Genomic DNA, 17,886 nt, shown 5'->3' with positions numbered 1-17,886 from the left:
ACGGTCGCCGCAGCCGCTACCGCGCGGCGCATGATCTTCCGTCCGATCCTCGCCGGCGCGGTGCTGCGCGACCGGCTGCTCGCCGGCGTCGGGGCGACGTTCGGCATCGCGCTGACCGGCGTCCTTGCCGCCGTCCTCGCCGGAGAGGGATCGTTGCCGCTGCTGGTGGCGCCGATCGGAGCGAGTGCCGTGCTGGTCTTCGCCGTACCGGCGAGCCCACTCGCGCAGCCCTGGCCGGTGATCGGCGGCAATCTGCTGTCGGCGCTATGGGGCCTGCTGGTCGCGCAATGCGTGGCCACGCCCGTCGCCGCGGCGGCCCTCGCGGTCGGCGGCGCGATTGTGGTGATGTCGCTGCTGCGCTGCCTGCATCCGCCGGGCGGCGCGGTCGCACTCGGTTTCGTGCTCGCCGCCGGCCATCTGCCCGACGGCTGGCTATACCCCTGGCTGCCGGTCGGGCTGGACTCGGCGCTGCTCGTCCTCGCCGGCATGCTCTTCCATCGCCTGTCGCGTCATGTCTATCCGCATCGACCCGCCGCGCCGGTGCCGACACCCTCGCCGTTCGCGGCGGCAGACATCGACGCCGCGCTCGCCGACATGCACGAGAGCTTCGACATCGCGCGCGAAGACCTCGACGCGCTGCTCGACGCGGCGGCGCGGCACGCCGCGCTCAGGCGGGAACGGTCAGCCCGCTCATCACCTCGGCGGTGATCGCCAGACTGCGCTTGCGCGCGTCGTGATCGTAGATCGCGCTGGCAACCATCACCTCGTCCACCCCGGTCCGTTCGATGAACGCGGCGGTCTGCCGTGCCACCGTCGCGGGCGAGCCCACCGCGGAACATTGCAGCACATGGTCGAGGATCGACGCCCCCTGCGCGCCGAGCCCGGCACGATAGCCTGCGACCGGCGGTGGCAGCTGGCGCGGATTGCCGGTGCGCAGCGCGACGAACGACTGCTGCTGCGAGCTCGCCAGCAGTTCGGCTTCCTCGTCGGTCTCGGCGGCGAAGACGTTAAAGCCCGCCATCGCATGCGGCTTGGCGAGCTGCGCCGAGGGGCGGAAGTCACGGCGGTAGATCGCCAGCGCCGCATCGAGCGCATCCGGCGCGAAATGCGACGCGAAGGCATAGGGCAGGCCCAGCGCCGCGGCGAGCTGCGCGCCGAAGGTGCTCGATCCCAGGATCCACAGCGGCACGTTCGCGCCCGCGCCCGGCGTCGCGGCGATGCCGGTCCGGCCGTCGTCGGCGAAATAGCTCTGCAGCTCCATCACGTCCTGCGGGAAGGCGTTGGGATCGGTCTCCAGCGTCCGCCGCATCGCGCGCGCGACGCGCTGGTCCGATCCCGGCGCCCGGCCGAGCCCGAGGTCGATCCGGCCGGGGAACAGCGCGTCGAGCGTGCCGAACTGCTCGGCGATCACCAGCGGGGCATGGTTGGGCAGCATGATGCCGCCGGCACCGACGCGGATGCGGCTGGTCGCGGCGGCGATATGGCCGATCACCACCGCGGTGGCGGCGCTGGCGATGCCGCGCATGCCATGATGCTCGGCCACCCAATAGCGCTGGTAGCCCAGCGTCTCGGCGTGCCGCGCGAGGTCGGCGGCATTGGCCAGCGATTGCGCCACGGTGCCGCCTTCGACGACGGGCACCAGATCGAGCAGGGAGAAGCGTGTCATGCCGTAGGAGATGGGGACGCGCCCCCGCTGCTGCAATCAGAAGCCGATCGTGTAGCGCAGCGCTCCGCCGACGTCCGCGGGCAGGGCGGCGTAATTGCCCGGGTCGCGCCGCCAGAACAGATTTGTCTGGAGATCGCCGCGGCCGAGCAGCACGCGATAGCGTGCCTCGACGTCGATCTCGCGGCCCTGCGGCGCCAGGTTGAGCCGCTGCATCGTCCAGTCGGTGACGGTCAGCGTCGCATAATCGTAATTGGTCGGCAGGCGATACTCGATGCCGCCGCGCGCGACGCGCAGCGGCTGCGCGATCCGCAGGCCGAAACTGTCGCGGCCGAAGACGCCGTCCTTGCCGACATCCGCGGCGAAGGCGGCGGTGGTCAGCCGCCCGCTGCCGGCCATGCCGCCGCGCAGCGCCGCATCGGTCCAGCCGTGCCGCCACGATCCGCCCAGCGTCCAGCCCGCACCCATCGTCCAGCGGGCATCCATATCGACGAACCAGCTTCGTGCCCGCGCCGCGCCGAGCCCGCCGTCGAACCGGGCGCCGAGCAACGTATCCGCCTCGCGCAGGTTGCTCAGCGACAGCGTCGTCGCCAGCCCGCCCCAGCGTTTGTCCGCCATCACCGTCACCCGGTCGTAGCCGGAGCGGCGATACGGGCTCAGCCCGGCGAGCAGCGCGTCGCGTCGCGCGGTGACGTCGCCGTTCTCGATCGTTGCGGTCAGGCCGACGCCGCCCACCTCCTGGCGCAGCGCGCCGGCGGAGCGGGCGATGCCGTCGAAGCCGAGGCCATTCTGTCCCGCGACGAGGAAGGCGGGCTGCGTCTGCCCAGCGATCTGCGCGCCGATCATGCCGCTGGCCTGTGAAAAGGCGAAGCCGAAGCGCGTCTTCTCGCCGAGCCGCTGCGTCACCGCGCCGGCGATGGCGCGCGCCGTCGTCGCCTGCGTGTCGGTCATCATGCTGCGCTGGAGCGCGATATCGCCGTTCGCCCGCGGCGCCAGCGTCAGCGAGACGGTCATGTCGCCGGTCGCCATCGCGAGGTTGCGCTGGCGGTTCTGCAATACGCCGGCAAGCACCGGCTGCGGCCCGGCGCGGTCGATCGTACCGGCGAGATCGATCGCGAAGGCGCGGTTGTAGCTGTCGAGGATGACGGCGCCGAGCGATCCGACGGTCGCATCGCCCATCGGCGCCGACAGCGTCGCGTTGCTGGCGAGCGATACGCCGATGTGCGAACCGGCGACGCTGGTGGTGCCGACCGGCTGGAACGCCTTAGTGAGGTCGAGCACGCCATTGCCGTAGACGCTGTCGACCCCCGCTGCGCCGACGTCGCGCGCGGTGCGGAACAGCAGGTCGACGATCTGCGCACCGCTGAGGTTCGGAAACGCCTGCGCGAGCAGCGCGATCGCGCCGGAGATCTGCGGCGCGGCGAAGGAGGTGCCCGACCAGAGATAGGCCGCGCCACTCTGGTTGGGCGCGCGGACCTTCTCGCCGACGGCGGTCAGATAATGCGCGGCGCCCGTCCCGGCCTTGTCGCTGAACGATGAGATGACGTCGTTGGTGCCGACAGAGCCGGCGACGATCACCAGATTGCGTGCCGCGGCACTGCTGGCGACCGAGGTGAAGGCGTCGGGATTGTCGCTGCCGTCGTTGCCCGCGGCGATGACGACGATGATGCCGCGTGCGGTGGCGCGGCCGATCGCGTCGATCAGCGATTGCGGCATCGTCGTGCCGCCGAGCGACAAATTGATGACCCGCGCGCCGGCGGCACGAGCCGCGTCGACGCCCTTGGTGATCGCATCGGTGCCGAACTTGCAGCCGGTATCGCCGCCGGCGTCGCCGCTCGACGCGCAGGAGCCCGGACGGTCGGCGCGTAGCACGGTGAGCGTCGCATCGAAGGCGACGCCCTGCGATCCCGTGCCGTTGCGCCGGCCCGCCGCGGCGAAGGCGACCGCGGTCCCATGGCCGCCTTCGTCGGCGATCGACGCATTGCCGGCGACATCCTGCGACGCGCTCGACAGTCGTCCGCTGAATTCCTGGCTTTGCAGGTCGATGCCGCTGTCGATCACCGCAAGGTTGATGCCGGCCCCGGTCGCGCCCTTGTTGTAGGCAGCCAGCGCGTTCATTGACACCGCGCCGACCGCGGCACGATATTCGGGCGTGTCGTTGCTGGTCATCGCGGAGGCGGACGGCGGGGACGACGTGGGCGCCGGAGTCGGTGCCGGGGTCGGCGACGGCGTCGGGGCGGGCGCGGGAGTCGGTGTCGCGATCGGCGTCGGTGTCGGCGCCGGCGTCTGCGCGGTCGGCGGTGCCGGAACGCTGTTCACCCCGCCGCCACCGCCGCCACCGCAGGCAGCGAGAAACAGCGGCGCCGCCAGGGCGGCGCCGCCCGTCAACCAAGTCTTTGTCGTCATTACCTGCCCGCCCTGATTCGCTTTGTGTCTATAACGGACATAAGCGGCGAAAGTTAAACGAAAATGTTTGGCTTGCTTGTACCCGTTGCCGCCGCCGCCTAGACGCCGCGGCCATGCACCCCCGGCTCGCCCCGATCGACACGTGGATCTTCGATCTCGACAACACGCTGTATCCGGCGCGCGCCAACCTGTTCGCGCGGATAGATCACCGCATGACCGACTATGTCGCGCGGCTGCTCGATCTGCCGTGGGATGCGGCGCGGGTGGTGCAGAAGGACTATTTCCATCGCCACGGCACGACGCTGACCGGGCTGATGGCGGATCACGACGTCGATCCGCACGACTTCCTCGCCGAGGTCCACGATATCGAGATGGACGTGCTCGAACGGGATGCGCCGCTCGCCGCGGCGATCGCCAGCCTGCCGGGGCGCAAGCTCGTCTTCACCAACGGCGACAAACCCTATGCGTTGAAGGTGCTCGACCGGCTCGGCCTCGGCGAGGCGTTCGAGGCGATCCACGACATCCACGCGATGGATCTCGTCCCCAAGCCGCATCCCTCGGCCTATGCGAACCTGTGCGCGCGACTGGCGATCGAGCCGACCCGCGCGGTGTTCTTCGAGGACATGGCGCGCAACCTCGCGCCGGCCAAGGCGATCGGCATGACCACCGTCTGGATCGACAACGGCTCCGAACAGGGACCCGAGCAGGGCCGCGATTTCATCGACTTCACCGTCCACGATCTCGCGTCGTGGCTGCAGCATATCATGGAGGCATCATGAGCCAGGACCTGTCCACCGTCATTGATTCCGCGTGGGAGGATCGCGCGTCGCTCGGCTTCGCCACCACCGGCGAGGTCCGGCTTGCGGTCGATCGCGCGCTGGCGCTGCTCGATGCGGGTGAGGCGCGCGTCGCCGAGCCCGACGGTGCCGGTGGCTGGCGCGTCAATCAGTGGCTCAAGAAGGCGGTACTGCTCAGCTTCCGCCTCAACGACAACACGCTGATCGACAACGGTCCGGGCGCCGGCCATTGGTTCGACAAGGTGCCGTCCAAGTTCAGCGGCTGGAGCGAGGCCGAATTCCGTGCTGCCGGCTTCCGCGCGGTGCCGGGCAGCGTCGTACGCCGCGGCGCCTATGTCGCCCCCGGCGCGATCCTGATGCCAAGCTTCGTCAACATCGGCGCGCACGTCGGCGAGGGGACGATGGTCGACACCTGGGCGACCGTCGGCAGCTGCGCGCAGATCGGCAGGAACGTCCACCTTTCGGGCGGCGCCGGCATCGGCGGCGTGCTCGAGCCGTTGCAGGCCGACCCCGTCATCATCGGCGACGGCGCGTTCATCGGCGCCCGCTCCGAAGTGGCGGAAGGGGTCCGCGTCGGCGAGGGCGCGGTCCTGTCGATGGGCGTCTATCTCGGCGCCTCGACCAAGATCATCGACCGCGCCACCGGCGAAATCTTCAAGGGCGAAGTGCCGCCTTATGCGGTCGTCGTCCCCGGCACGACCGGCGGCAGCGACGGCAAGCCCGGCCTCTATTGTGCGGTGATCGTCAAGCGCGTCGACGCGCAGACCCGCAGCAAGACCAGCATCAACGACCTGCTGCGCGACTGAGGCGGAGCGATCGTCACCCCGGCGCAAGGCTGGGATGACGGGGCGGGGTGCACGCGGCAGACGCCAACTCCTTGTAACGGAAGTCGAAGCCCGATCCGTCGGCACCTATTTTCCTGTTGCGGTGCAACCGACGTGGCTACGGAACGTTGTCGGTAGGCTTGGGGGTGGATTCGAACGCGAACGCTCTCGCAAAGGGGAACGGGAAACGCGTGCGAGTTCTGACCGGACGACAGTATTGGCTGGCCATCGCCTTGGTCGCTGCGGCGCCGACGGCGGCGCAATTCAACCAGCAGCAAGGCACCGCTCCTGCGCGCGGTCCCGATGCCCCGAAGACCGATCCGCAGACCGTCGGCTCCCCGACCGACGCCAATGCGCCGATCGTTCCCGACAGCGAATTCAACGCCAGCCTGCCGCCCCTGACCGGCGACATCAACGCCCCGCTCGAACCGATGCCCGCGCAGCAGGCCGGTACGCCGACCGCGACCACGCCGCCCGCGAGCACACCGGCGGTCCCCGCGATAACGCAACCGCTCGTCGCCGCTGACGGAACTTTGCCCCCCGCCGCCGCGGAGAACCCCGAACTCGCGCAGCCGCTCCAGCCGCTCAACACCTTCGATACCGCGCCGTTGCAGACCGCCGCCGACATCAAGGACAAGGACGCGCCCGAGATCCGGTACGATACGGAACTCAAGGGGCTCGAAAAGCTCGATCTCGCCGGTCAGTTCAACAGCCTGTCCGCCCTCAAGGAAGGCAAGGGCAAGGCCGCCAACGCGACGCAGGTCGCCGCCCGCGCCCGCGAGGACGAGGCGCTCGCGGTGCGGCTGATGAAGTCGCTCGGCTATTATGACGCGACCGCGATCTCGCTGATCGAGACGCCGGCCAGCACCGACCCGAACAAGCCCGGCCGTCTGAAGGCGACGGTCACCGGCACGCCCGGTCGCCTCTATCGCCTGTCGTCGGTCAAGGTCGACACGCAGCCGGTCGTCCCGGCGGACCTCGTCACCCGCAACCTGCCGTTGCGCGTCGGCGATCCGATCGAGGCGGCGCGCATCCAGGGCGCCGAGGCGAACGTCAGTCTCGTCCTGCCGCAACAGGGCTATCCCTTCGTCAAGGTCGGCGAGCGCGACATCCTGCTCGACGATCAGGCCGAACAGGCGACCGGTGCCTATACGCTGCCGGTCGATACCGGCCCGCGGTCCAGTTTCGGCCAGCTCGTCACCACCGGCGATCCGGTATTCGGCGTCGATCATCTCAACGTCTTCCCGCGCTTCAAGAGCGGCGACCTCTACGACAGCCGCAAGACCGACGATCTGCGCGACGCGCTGGTCGCCACCGGCCTGTTCCGCAGCGTAGCGGTCGAGCCGCAGCGCACCGGCCGCACCAATGCCGACGGCACCGAGGCGATCGACCTGCTCGTCCGCCAGACCGAAGGGCCGCCGCGCAGCCTCGCCGGCAGCGCCGGTTATTCGACCGGGCAGGGCTTCAAGGCCGAGGGCAGCTGGACGCACCGCAACCTGTTCCCGCCGGAGGGCGCGCTGATCGGCACCGTCGTCGCCGGTACGCAGGAACAGGGCCTGTCGGGCACCTTCCGCCGCTCCAACGCGGGGCAACGCGACAAGACCTTCACCGCCATCGCCAGTGCGGTCCACCAGAGCTACGACGCGTTCGATGCCTTCACCGGCACGCTGTCGGCACGCTGGAGCCGCGTCTCGACGCCGATCTGGCAGAAGCGCTTCACTTATTATTACGGCGGCGAGCTCGTCGGCACGAACGAGAGCGTCTACGATTTCGCACGCGGCGACACCGTGCGCCGGACCTACGGCATCGTCGCTCTGCCCGGCCAGGTCGAATGGGACACGTCGGACAGCCTGCTCAACCCGACGCGGGGCTATCGCCTGCGCCTCAACCTCAGCCCGGAAGGCTCGGTCAACGGCGGAGTGCGGCCGTACGTGCGCACGATGATCGAAGGCACGGTCTATTATCCGATCTCGTCCAGCCTCGTGATCGCCGGCCGCGCCAAGGCCGGCTCGATCCAGGGCATTGATCGCGACGATCTGGCGCCGTCGCGCCGCTATTATGGCGGCGGCGGCGGTTCGGTGCGCGGTTACGGCTATCAGCGGCTCGGGCCGCTTGATCCGCAGGGCAATCCGGTCGGCGGACGCAGTCTCAACGAATTCGCACTGGAAGCGCGCTATCGCTTCGGCAATTTCGGCATCGTGCCGTTCCTCGATGCCGGGAACAGCTATGAATCGAGCCTGCCCAAAGGCTCGGATCTGAAGTTCGGCGCCGGTATCGGCGGCCGCTTCTACACCAATTTCGGGCCGATGCGGATCGACGTGGCGACACCGCTCAATCCGCGGCCGGGCGACGGCAAGGTCGCGCTCTACATCTCGATCGGGCAGGCATTCTGATGGCGCAGCCCGATTACGAAACGACCGACGCCCCGGCCGTGACCAAGCGTCCGCTGTGGCAGAGCATCCTGAAATGGCTGCTGATCGCCGTGCTCGGCCTCGTCGTGCTCGTCGGCGTGGTGGTGCTCGGCATCAACACCGATCCGGGCCGCCGCTTCGTCGCCAACCGGATCGGCGGCTACACCACCGCCTCGGGCCTCAACATCAAGGTCGGGCGGATCGACGGTTCGCTCTATGGCCAGATGGTCCTGTCCGACGTCCGCGTCGCCGACCCCCAGGGCGTCTTCCTGACCAGCCCGAAGCTCAGCGTCGACTGGCGGCCGTTCGCTTTCGCCAGCAACCATGTCGACGTGCGCAGTCTCTCGACCGACCTCGTCACGCTCGCGCGCAAGCCCGAACTCAAGCAGACGCCGAGCGACCCCAACGCGCCGCTGCTCCCGGATCTCGACATCGACGTCAACCGGCTGCACGTCGGCCGGCTGGTGATCGCTAAGCCGGTGACCGGTCAGACACATATCGTCCGCCTCGACGGCGCGGTGCATATCGCCGACCGCCGCGCGCAGCTCGTCACCGACGCCGCCGCGCTCAAGGGGGCAGGGGTCGCCGGCGGCGACACGCTGCATCTCAAGCTCGATGCCGTTCCCGACCAGAACAAGCTCGACGTCAATCTGAAGCTCGACGCGCCGGTCGGCGGCGTCGTCGCGACGATGGGCTCGCTCAAGGCGCCGCTGACCGCGACGGTCGACGGCCGTGGCAGCTGGAAGGCGTGGCAGGGCCGTGCGCTCGCCACGCTTGGCGGCGGGCAACTCGCCGATATCAACGTTAACGCGCGCGACGGCCATATCGAGCTGCGCGGCTTCGCCACCCCCGGTCTCTACATGCAGGGCCCGGTCGAGCGACTGACCGCCCCGCGGCTCGATCTGGCGATCGACACCACGCTCAACGATCGCAAGGCCGATACCCGGCTGCGGCTGAAGTCGGCCGCGCTGGCGGTCGACGCCGGCGGCTTGATCGACCTCGCCAACAGCAGGTTCGGCAATTTCGCGGTCGATGCGCGACTGCTCACCCCGGGCGCGATCGCCCCCAACGTCCGCGGCCGCGACGTGATGGCGCGCGTCGTGCTCGACGGCGCTTTCGCGACGCCGACGGTGAACTACAAGATCAACGCCGCCGCTCTGGGCTTCGGCACGACGACGGTCGAGAACGTCTATGCCGAGGGGCTGGCGCGGGTGAACAGCGACCGCATCCTCGTGCCGGTCAATGCCCGCGCGCGCCGCGTCACCGGGCTCAATGCCGCGGTCGGCGGGTTGACGAACAACGTCCGCATCCAGGGCGATTTCGCCATTTCGATGCCCAATATCCTGTCCGACAATCTGCGCATCCGCTCGGACAATATCGACGCCACCGCGATCGTCGTCGCCAATACCGCGACCGGCCGCTACACCGGCGCGCTCAAGGGCCGCGTCAACAATTATCGGCTCGAGAGCATCGGCATCCTCGATCTGTCGACCGATGCCAAGCTCGTCCCCGGCGCGCGCGGCGGCTTCGGCATCACCGGCCGCGTCGTCGCGCAGACCAGGCAGCTGTTCAACAACGGCGTCCGCGACTTCCTCGGCGGCAATGCGGTGGTGCGCAGCGACATCGGCTACAGCCCCGAAGGCATCGTCACCTTCGCCAATCTGCGGATGAACGCGCCGCAATTCCGCATCACCCGCGGCGAGGGCAGGTTCGATCCGGCAAGCGGCGCGGTGGCGGTGTCCGCCGATGCTTATTCGACGCAATATGGTCCGCTCACCGCGCGTGTCACCGGCAGCGCGGATGCGCCCGTCGTCGTGCTGCGCGCATCCAAGCCGGGTGTCGGCGTCGGTCTCGTCGATCTCAACGCCCGCGTCGTCGGCCGCGGCGGCGCCTATGCGGTCACCGCGAGCGGCGGCACCAATTACGGGCCGTTCACCGCCGACGTGCTGGTCCGGCCGAGCCCGCGCCTTACCGTCGACGTCAATCGCCTCGTCTTCGCCGGCATCGTCGGCAGCGGCCGTGTCGCCGCCACCCCGGCTGGTCCGTTCGCCGGCGCGCTGCAATTCGCCGGCCGCGGCATCACCGGCAACGTCCGTCTCGCCGATCAGGGCGGCAGCCAGCGTGCCGACGTCGCCGCACGCGCCTATAACGCCACCATCCCCGGTTATGCCGACTTCACCATCGGCCGCGCGATCGTCAACGCCAGCGTCGTGATGACGCCCAAGGCACCGCAGGTCGTCGCCGACGTCCAGGTTGCCGACACGCGCTACAATGCCTTCGTCATCCAGGCGATGCGCGCCAAGGTGAACTATGTCGGCGGTCGTGGCACCGCGCAGGCGCTGCTCACCGGCTCCAGCGGCGTGCCGCTGCGTGTCGCGCTCAACGCCCGCCTGTCGCCAGACGATTATCTGATCGCCGCGCAGGGGCAGGCGAACAACATCCCGTTCCGCACCGTCAATCCGGCGCACGTCACCAAGGCGGGCGGCAGCTATCGCCTCGCCGCGACGCGGATCGACTTCGGCCAGGGCGCGACCGCCGGCTCGACGCGCATCGCCGGGTCGTTCGGCGGCGGCGTCACCGCGGCGCAGGCACGGCTCGACCGGCTCAATCTGTCGATGCTGTCGGCGTTCGTCCCCAATCTCGGCGTGTCCGGCGCGGTCACCGGCAGCCTCGACTACCGCCAGCAGGGCGCGTCGATCCCGCAGGCCGATGCCCGTGTCACCATCGCCGGGTTCCAGCGTACCGGCCTCGCCGCGGTATCCGAGCCCGTCGACGTTCAGTTCGTCGGCCGGCTCGTACCCGACGGCGGCGAGGCGCGCGCGCTGGTCAAGCGGGGACCGACCACCGTCGGCCGCCTGCTCGCGACGCTGCGGCCGCTGCCGCCGGGCGCGGGCTCGTGGATGACGCGGCTGATGCAGGCGCCGCTGTCCGGCGGCATCCGCTACAACGGTCCGTCGGGCGTGCTGTTCAGTCTCGCCGCGCTGCCCAACCAGCAGCTCAGCGGACCGATTGCGGTCGCCGCCGATTTCTCCGGCCGGGTCGCCGCGCCGCAGCTCAACGGCCTGATCCGCGCCGACAATCTCACCTACGACAACGAGACCTACGGGACCCGCCTGTCGCAGATGAAGATCGCCGCCCGCTTCACCAACGATCGCCTCGAACTGACCAGCATGTCGGCGCGAGCCGGCAACGGCACCGTCCAGGCACAGGGCAGCGTCGGCCTTGCCGCAGCGAGCGGTTTCCCGATCGACCTGCGTGCCAAGCTCGACAATGCGCAGCTCGCCAAGAGCGACGCCCTGTCGGCGACCACCTCGGGCGACATCCGCTTCACGTACGGACGTGACGGTGGCCTGTTGCAGGGCAACCTCAACATCCCCGAGGCGCGCTACGAGATCATCCGTCAGGGCTCTGCCGAGGTTCCCGAACTCACCGGCATTCGCCGCAAGAGCCAGATCGTGACGCCGCGGCCCACCGACCGGCCCAAGCCGGCGCCGGTCAGCCTGATCAAGCTCGACCTCAATGTCCGCGCCGCCAACCAGCTGTTCGTGTCGGGCATGGGCCTCGAGTCCGAGTGGGAGATGAACCTCAAGGTCGGCGGTACGTCGGTGGCGCCGGTCATCACCGGCGGGCTGGATCTGGTGCGCGGCACCTATTCCTTCGCCGGCAAGCGCTTCGACGTCACGCGCGGCACGATCCGCTTCCGTGGCGGCCAGCTCACCGATCCGGACATCAACATCCAGGCGTCGACGACGGTCAACGGCATCACCGCGGTGATCGCGATCACCGGCACCGGCCAGCGCCCGCAGATCGCCTTCACCTCGACCCCGGCGCTGCCGCAGGACGAAGTGCTCAGCCGCCTGCTGTTCGGCACCAACCCCGAGAACCTCTCGGCGACGGAGGCACTGCAATTGGCCAGCGCGCTCAACTCGCTGCGCGGCTCGGGTGGCGGCGGGCTCAACCCGCTCGGCAAGCTGCGCTCGGCGACCGGGTTCGACCGGCTGCGCGTGCTCGGGGCCGACGAGGCGAGCGGTCGCGGTACCAGCCTGGCGGCGGGCAAATACCTGACCGACAACATCTACGTCGAGATCGTCACCGACGCGCGCGGCTATACCGCGACGCAGCTCGAGATCGCGCTCACCAAGGCGTTGAGCCTGCTCACCTCGACCGGCTCGGCCGGCGGATCGGACGCCCGCCTCAAATATTCGAAGGATTATTGAGGGGGCGATGGCCGAGCATGTCGATGTCCTTGTGGTCGGTGCCGGAATATCCGGCATCGGCCAGGGCTATCACCTGCAACGCCGTTGCCCCGACCGTAGCTATCTGATCCTCGAAGCCCGGCCGACGCTCGGTGGCACCTGGGACCTGTTCCGCTATCCCGGCATCCGCTCGGACAGCGACATGCACACGCTCGGCTTCTCCTTCCATCCCTGGACGGACGACCGCTCGATCGCCGGCGGCGCGACGATCCGCGGCTATGTCGAGGAGGCGGCGCGCACCCATGGTATCGACCGCCACATCCGCTTCGGCCACCGCGTCACCACCGCCGCCTGGTCGACAGATGAGGCACGCTGGACGATCGAGGCGACCGGCCCCGACGGCGCGCCGCTGGTCTTCACGTGCAATTTTCTATGCATGTGTTCGGGCTATTACGATTACGCCCGCGGCTTCACGCCCGAGTTGGTCGATGCCGAACGGTTCGGCGGGACGATCGTCCACCCGCAATTCTGGCCGGAGAATCTCGATTACGCCGGCAAGCGGATCGTGGTGATCGGCAGCGGCGCGACCGCGATGACGCTGGTGCCCGAACTCGCCCGACAGGCGGCGCACGTCACCATGCTGCAGCGCTCGCCGACCTATGTGGTGTCGCGACCGGCGGAGGATCGCCTCGCCAACTGGCTGCGCGCGCGGCTGCCCGGCAGGGCCGCCTATCGCCTCACCCGGTGGAAGAACGTGCTGACCAGCATGGTCTATTACCGGCTCGCCAAATCGCGTCCGGCCCAATTCCGCAGCCGTCTGCTGGCGATGGTCCGCGACCATCTCGGCCCCGATTACGATATCGAGCGGCATTTCACGCCGCGGTACGATCCGTGGGACCAGCGGCTCTGCCTCGTACCCGACGCCGATCTGTTCGCCAGCCTCAAACGTGGCGACGCTTCGGTGGTAACCGGGACGATCGACCGTTTTACCGAGACCGGCATCCGCCTGGATTCCGGCGAGGACCTTCCCGCCGACGTGATCGTCACCGCGACCGGTCTGCGGCTGCAATGGCTGAGCGACATCCGCTTCACCCGCGACGGTACGCCGATCGCGTTCAACGCAGCCCTTCAATATAAGGGGATGATGTTCTCGGATGTGCCCAATCTGGCGTACACCTTCGGCTATACCAATGCGTCGTGGACGCTGAAGGCGGAGCTGGTGGCGACCTACGTCTGCCGGTTGCTCAACACGATGCGCCAGCGCGGCCTGCGCCAGGCGACGCCGCGACTGCGCGATCCGGCGATGGCGACCGAGCCCTTCGTCGATTTCACCTCGGGCTATATCCAGCGCGACGCCCATCTTCTGCCGCAACAGGGCGCGCGCAAGCCGTGGAAGCTCAACCAGAATTATGTGCTGGATGTGGTCGCGCTGCGGTTCGGGTCGGTCGATGACGACATGGTCTTCGACAATCCGGCCCCGGGCCGGCGCGACGCCGCCTGATCGTTCGTCGGCGGCGTTCGAGGGGAGGGAAGAGCCCTCCAGACGGAATGCGGCCCGGACCTGTTCGACCTTACCGACCAGCGGCGAAGATCGTCACGGCCCGAGCCGCGACGGCGGTTACCAGGGCTTGATGTAAACCGAAACGACCGCGAGGACGAGTGCGAAAACTACCGACATGCTAATCTCCCTTATCGTGGCATCTCCAGGATGCCCGACATCCTTAACCTCATGTTAAGCATTTAACAATCCGTCCCGCAGCGGCTTAGATGGCTCATGTGCGATTAATCTTATCTTCAAACCTGATGCTCTACGCCGAGCCCATGACCGTCGCGCATCGCTCGGAAACCGTGGAAATGCTGGCTTCCCGCGTCATGACGGGGGCGCAGCGGACGACCGACCCAGCGTTCCGCTTTCAGCTGATCGCGGAGATCGCCAATTTCACCGAATTGCGCCGACGCCTCGGCTGTGCCCGCGCCGAGCTGCTCGTCGGCCTCGTCGCCGACCGAGTCGCGCGCGTGCTGCCGACCGCCAGCGTCGCCGTGCTGGGCCGGACCCAGATCGCCAGCGGGTTCCGCGACGCCGATCGCGCCGCCGTCGATCGCGCCATCGTCGCGATCGAGAAAGCGTTCGAACAGGCGTTCACCCTCGACGATCAGCAAGTCACCATCCGCCTGACCTTCGGTGCCGCCGCGGCGGCCACCGCCAATCTCGATGAGGTGGCATTGGTCGAGGAGGCGGAAAATGCCCTTGCCGAGGCTCGCACCGCCTATCACACCGTGACCCACGCGGTCGCGCCGCGTGCGACGCTCGACGTGCTGCAGGTGGCGCGCGAGCTCGACCAAGCGATCGATCGCGAAGAGCTGGTGCTGCACTATCAGCCCAAGGTGCACGTCCGTCATCAGGAGATCCGCAGCGCCGAAGCGCTGGTGCGCTGGCACCATCCCGAACGTGGGCTGGTGATGCCCAACGATTTCATCTCGGTCGCCGAAGAATGCATGCTGATCGACCGCATGACCTTGTGGACGATCCGCCGCGCGATTGAGGACCAGCGCAACCTCGCCGCCCGCGGCCATGATCTCCGCCTGTTCATCAACATTGCCGGCCAGTTGCTCGCCGACAGCGCATTCGTCCGCGCCGCATGCGACCTCGTCGGCGGCAGCGACGCCAAGCTCGGGTTCGAGATCACCGAAACCTCGGTGATCCGCGATCCCGCCAGCGCGATCGCCAATCTGCAGATCTTCGCGGACTTCGGCATCACCATCGCGATCGACGATTATGGCGCCGGGCTCTCCTCGCTCGCGTACCTCAAGCAATTGCCGGCGCGCGAGCTCAAGATCGACAAGCTGTTCGTCACCCAGCTCACTAGCTCCAACCGCGATCCGCTGATCGTTCGTTCGACGATCGATCTCGCGCACGCCCTGGAGATGGAAGTGGTCGCCGAGGGGGTGGAGACGCATGCCGCACTGGCGCTGCTCACCGTCATGGGCTGCGACATGGTCCAGGGTTTCCTGATCAGCCGCCCCGTCGTGCTCGAATCATTGATCCAATATCTCGACGAAGGACGCCACCGCGCGCCCGCACCCAATCCGCTCGCGGGCTTCGGTGGCTTCGCCGCGACCCGACGCGTCGTCTGACGATGCGCCGCTGGCCCTGGCGGTCGTGGCTGGCGGCCGGTCTACTTGCACTGGCCCCGGTTTCGGCAACGGCGGATGTCTTCGACAGGCTCGTCGCTGACGCCAAGACCGCGATGCTCAGCGATCCGCACCGTACCGCCGACCGCGCGCTCGCTGCGGAACGCGTCGCCGACCGACAGGCGCCGTCGCGCCAACGTGCGATTCGGCAGGCAACTGCCAACTGGCTGCGCGGCGAGGCGTTGATGCGGCTCAACGATGTCGGCGCTGCCGAACCGTTGATCAACAAGGCGGTGACGCTGTCGTCACGACTGGCGCCGGGCTCGGAGTTGCAGGGCGACGCGTTGCTTGCCAGTGGCTGGATCGCCGCCGTTCACGCCGACGTGGCCCGGGCGTTGAGCGACTATCAGCGGGCGCACAACATCTTCCGGTCGCTCGGCAACACACGCAGTCAGGCCAAGGCGCTGCAATCGATCGGCTCGCTCTACGGCGAAGCGAACGACCACACCAATGCTTTACGCTATTACGATCAGGCGTTGTCGCTATACCGCGCGGACCCGATGCTCGCGCTCGCGCTCTACAACAATCGTGGCATCTCGCTGAAAAATCTCGGTCGTTACCGCGAGGCGTCGCAGCAGTTCCGCAATGGTCTTGCGCTCACCGAACGAATCAACAGCCCGTTGCTGCGCGTGCTGATCCTCGGCAACATCGCCGAAGCGCGGCTGATGGACAAGGATGTCGTCGGGGCGCAGCGCGCGATCGATCAGGGGCTGCGGCTGTCGACGCGTGGCGAGGCGGCGGGGTTTCGCAAGACGCTGATCGGCCTCGACGCGCAGGCTGCCTATCAGCGCGGCAACATCGCCACGGCGCTGGCGCTGATCGCCGAACGGTTCGACGGCGAGGATATCGACCACACCACGCTGATCGATCGCGAGGCGCATCGTACCGCTTATACCATCTATCGCGCCGCCGGCCGCCCCGAATTGGCCTTGCGCCACCTCGTCGCGTTGAAGCGGCTCGATGACGAATCGACCGCGCTCGCCCGTTCGACCAGCGCGGCGCTGATGGCGGCGCGGTTCGACTTCGCCAATCAGGAACTCAAGATCGCCAGTCTCCAGCGCGACGAAGCCCGCCGCAACGTCGCTTATGAACAGGCACGCACCCGCACGCAGCGCAACATCTTCCTCGGCGTCGTCGCCTCGACGATCCTCGCGATCGGCCTGCTCGGTATGGGGCTGATCACGCTGCGTCGGAGCCGCAACGAAGTCCGTGCCGCCAACGACGACCTCGCCGTCACAAATACCGCGCTCGGCAAGGCACTGGCTGCCAAGACGGAATTCCTCGCCACCACCAGCCACGAGATCCGCACGCCGCTCAACGGCATCCTCGGCATGACGCAGGTGATGCTCGCCGACGCGCGGATCGGCGGCAGCACGCGCGACCGGCTCAGCGTCGTGTATAGCGCGGGCGTGACGATGCGCACCTTGGTCGACGATATCCTCGACGTCGCCAAGATGGAGACCGGCAATCTCACCGTCGAGGAGGCGCCGTTCGACCTGCGCGCGATGATCACCGAATCGACCCGGTTGTGGCAGGACCAGGCCGAGGCGAAGGGTATCGCGTTCCATCGCGACATTGCGGAATGCCCGGCGATGATCCTGGGCGATGCCGCGCGGGTACGGCAGATCGTGTTCAATCTCATGTCGAACGCGCTCAAATTCACCGCCAAGGGCAGCGTGACGTTGCACGCCGCCGCTCATGGCGACGACCGGCTCCGCATCGTCGCCGCCGATACCGGCATCGGCATCCCGCCCGAGACGTGCGACGCGATCTTCGAATCCTTCCGTCAGGCCGACACCAGCACCACCCGCCGGTTCGGCGGCACCGGACTCGGCCTGTCGATCTGCCGCAACCTCGCGCGCGCGATGGGTGGCGACGTGACCGTGACCAGCGTCGTAGGGGAGGGGTCGCGGTTCATCGTCGACCTGCCGCTGGTGCGCGCCGAGGCCGCGACGGCGCCGGCCGAGGCCACGCCCGGCACCGCGGGGATGCTGGTGCTCGATCGCAACCCGATCACGCGCAGCATGCTGCGGACGCTGATGACGCCGCACGCCGGCGTGGTGGTGGCCACCGCGACACTAGACGATGCCGTCGCCGCGCTCGCCACCACGCGATTCGACCGCCTGCTGATCGATGCGGCCGCGTTGGGCGCGGTCGAGGACGCCGCCGACGCGCTGCAAAAGTTGGCCGCCGTCGCGGCTGCGGCGGACGTGACGATCCTGCTGCCGAGCGCCGAAGACGCCGATCGTATCGCATCCGCAACGGACGGATCGTTCCGTAGCGTTATCAAACCGGTCAGTGGTTCGACATTGGTCGCAATACTCTATCCTGCGCGCCATGTGGCGCTTGTGTCGCAGGCGGCATGAAGCGTAGACGCAATAGCATGCCATCGCCGAT

Annotated in this window: 10 protein-coding genes; 8 read left to right on the top strand and 2 right to left on the bottom strand. The window is 68.4% G+C overall.

Features of this window, described 5'->3' with window-relative positions:
• The first annotated feature begins 30 nt into the window (after window positions 1-30).
• The gene (locus FFS23_RS04880) at window positions 31-708 is read left to right on the top strand and encodes an HPP family protein (RefSeq protein WP_137897681.1); all 678 of its coding nucleotides are present in this window, start codon (window positions 31-33) and stop codon (window positions 706-708) included.
• Here the strand turns inward: FFS23_RS04880 and FFS23_RS04875 are convergent.
• Both FFS23_RS04875 and FFS23_RS04870 read right to left on the bottom strand, forming a co-directional pair.
• Window positions 668-1,666, bottom strand: coding sequence for an LLM class flavin-dependent oxidoreductase (locus FFS23_RS04875; RefSeq protein ID WP_137897680.1), 999 nt, complete (start codon window positions 1,664-1,666; stop codon window positions 668-670). The two genes, FFS23_RS04880 and FFS23_RS04875, sit on opposite strands and share 41 nt — an antisense overlap.
• A 36-nt stretch (window positions 1,667-1,702) precedes the next feature.
• On the bottom strand, window positions 1,703-4,069 hold the full coding sequence (locus tag FFS23_RS04870; protein WP_137897679.1) for a S8 family peptidase: 2,367 nt from the start codon (window positions 4,067-4,069) through the stop codon (window positions 1,703-1,705).
• Between the two features lie 113 nt (window positions 4,070-4,182).
• On the opposite strand from FFS23_RS04870, the gene FFS23_RS04865 reads away from it, so the two are divergent.
• From FFS23_RS04865 to FFS23_RS04835, 7 genes are all read left to right on the top strand, one after another.
• A complete protein-coding gene (locus FFS23_RS04865; RefSeq protein ID WP_137897678.1) occupies window positions 4,183-4,848 on the top strand; it encodes a pyrimidine 5'-nucleotidase in 666 nt (221 codons plus the stop codon).
• Window positions 4,845-5,672 carry a 2,3,4,5-tetrahydropyridine-2,6-dicarboxylate N-succinyltransferase gene (gene dapD, locus FFS23_RS04860; protein ID WP_038661950.1) on the top strand — a complete coding sequence of 276 codons (828 nt, stop codon included), beginning with the start codon at window positions 4,845-4,847 and terminating at the stop codon, window positions 5,670-5,672. Before FFS23_RS04865 ends, dapD begins: the two co-directional genes overlap by 4 nt.
• Before the next feature lie 218 nt (window positions 5,673-5,890).
• Window positions 5,891-8,083 carry an autotransporter assembly complex protein TamA gene (locus tag FFS23_RS04855; protein WP_137897716.1) on the top strand — a complete coding sequence of 731 codons (2,193 nt, stop codon included), beginning with the start codon at window positions 5,891-5,893 and terminating at the stop codon, window positions 8,081-8,083.
• Window positions 8,083-12,318 (top strand): translocation/assembly module TamB domain-containing protein, encoded by a 4,236-nt coding sequence (locus FFS23_RS04850; protein WP_137897677.1) that lies wholly within the window; start codon window positions 8,083-8,085, stop codon window positions 12,316-12,318. Before FFS23_RS04855 ends, FFS23_RS04850 begins: the two co-directional genes overlap by 1 nt.
• Before the next feature lie 7 nt (window positions 12,319-12,325).
• On the top strand, window positions 12,326-13,798 hold the full coding sequence (locus FFS23_RS04845; RefSeq protein WP_137897676.1) for a flavin-containing monooxygenase: 1,473 nt from the start codon (window positions 12,326-12,328) through the stop codon (window positions 13,796-13,798).
• 353 nt (window positions 13,799-14,151) lie between these two features.
• Complete coding sequence (locus FFS23_RS04840) at window positions 14,152-15,432, top strand: EAL domain-containing protein (RefSeq protein WP_249340523.1); 1,281 nt, start codon at window positions 14,152-14,154, stop codon at window positions 15,430-15,432.
• A gap of 2 nt (window positions 15,433-15,434) precedes the next feature.
• Window positions 15,435-17,855: an ATP-binding response regulator gene (locus tag FFS23_RS04835; RefSeq protein ID WP_137897675.1), complete on the top strand. Its 2,421-nt coding sequence runs from the start codon at window positions 15,435-15,437 to the stop codon at window positions 17,853-17,855.
• The last annotated feature ends 31 nt before the right edge of the window (window positions 17,856-17,886 follow it).

Source organism: Sphingomonas sp. 2SG, assembly GCF_005503285.1.
In the GTDB taxonomy this organism is placed as follows: domain Bacteria; phylum Pseudomonadota; class Alphaproteobacteria; order Sphingomonadales; family Sphingomonadaceae; genus Sphingomonas; species Sphingomonas taxi.
The sequence above is the reverse complement of the archived record's forward strand: the minus strand, read 5'-3'. Positions and strand labels throughout refer to the sequence as shown.

What these genes read in the sequence shown, in the direction of transcription:
- FFS23_RS04880 (WP_137897681.1), top strand. Translation starts at nt 31, where the DNA reads ATGATCTTCCGTCCGATCCTCGCCGGCGCGGTGCTGCGCGACCGGCTG.
- FFS23_RS04875 (WP_137897680.1), bottom strand. Translation starts at nt 1,666, where the DNA reads ATGACACGCTTCTCCCTGCTCGATCTGGTGCCCGTCGTCGAAGGCGGC.
- FFS23_RS04870 (WP_137897679.1), bottom strand. Translation starts at nt 4,069, where the DNA reads ATGACGACAAAGACTTGGTTGACGGGCGGCGCCGCCCTGGCGGCGCCG.
- FFS23_RS04865 (WP_137897678.1), top strand. Translation starts at nt 4,183, where the DNA reads ATGCACCCCCGGCTCGCCCCGATCGACACGTGGATCTTCGATCTCGAC.
- dapD (WP_038661950.1), top strand. Translation starts at nt 4,845, where the DNA reads ATGAGCCAGGACCTGTCCACCGTCATTGATTCCGCGTGGGAGGATCGC.
- FFS23_RS04850 (WP_137897677.1), top strand. Translation starts at nt 8,083, where the DNA reads ATGGCGCAGCCCGATTACGAAACGACCGACGCCCCGGCCGTGACCAAG.
- FFS23_RS04845 (WP_137897676.1), top strand. Translation starts at nt 12,326, where the DNA reads ATGGCCGAGCATGTCGATGTCCTTGTGGTCGGTGCCGGAATATCCGGC.
- FFS23_RS04840 (WP_249340523.1), top strand. Translation starts at nt 14,152, where the DNA reads ATGCTGGCTTCCCGCGTCATGACGGGGGCGCAGCGGACGACCGACCCA.
- FFS23_RS04835 (WP_137897675.1), top strand. Translation starts at nt 15,435, where the DNA reads ATGCGCCGCTGGCCCTGGCGGTCGTGGCTGGCGGCCGGTCTACTTGCA.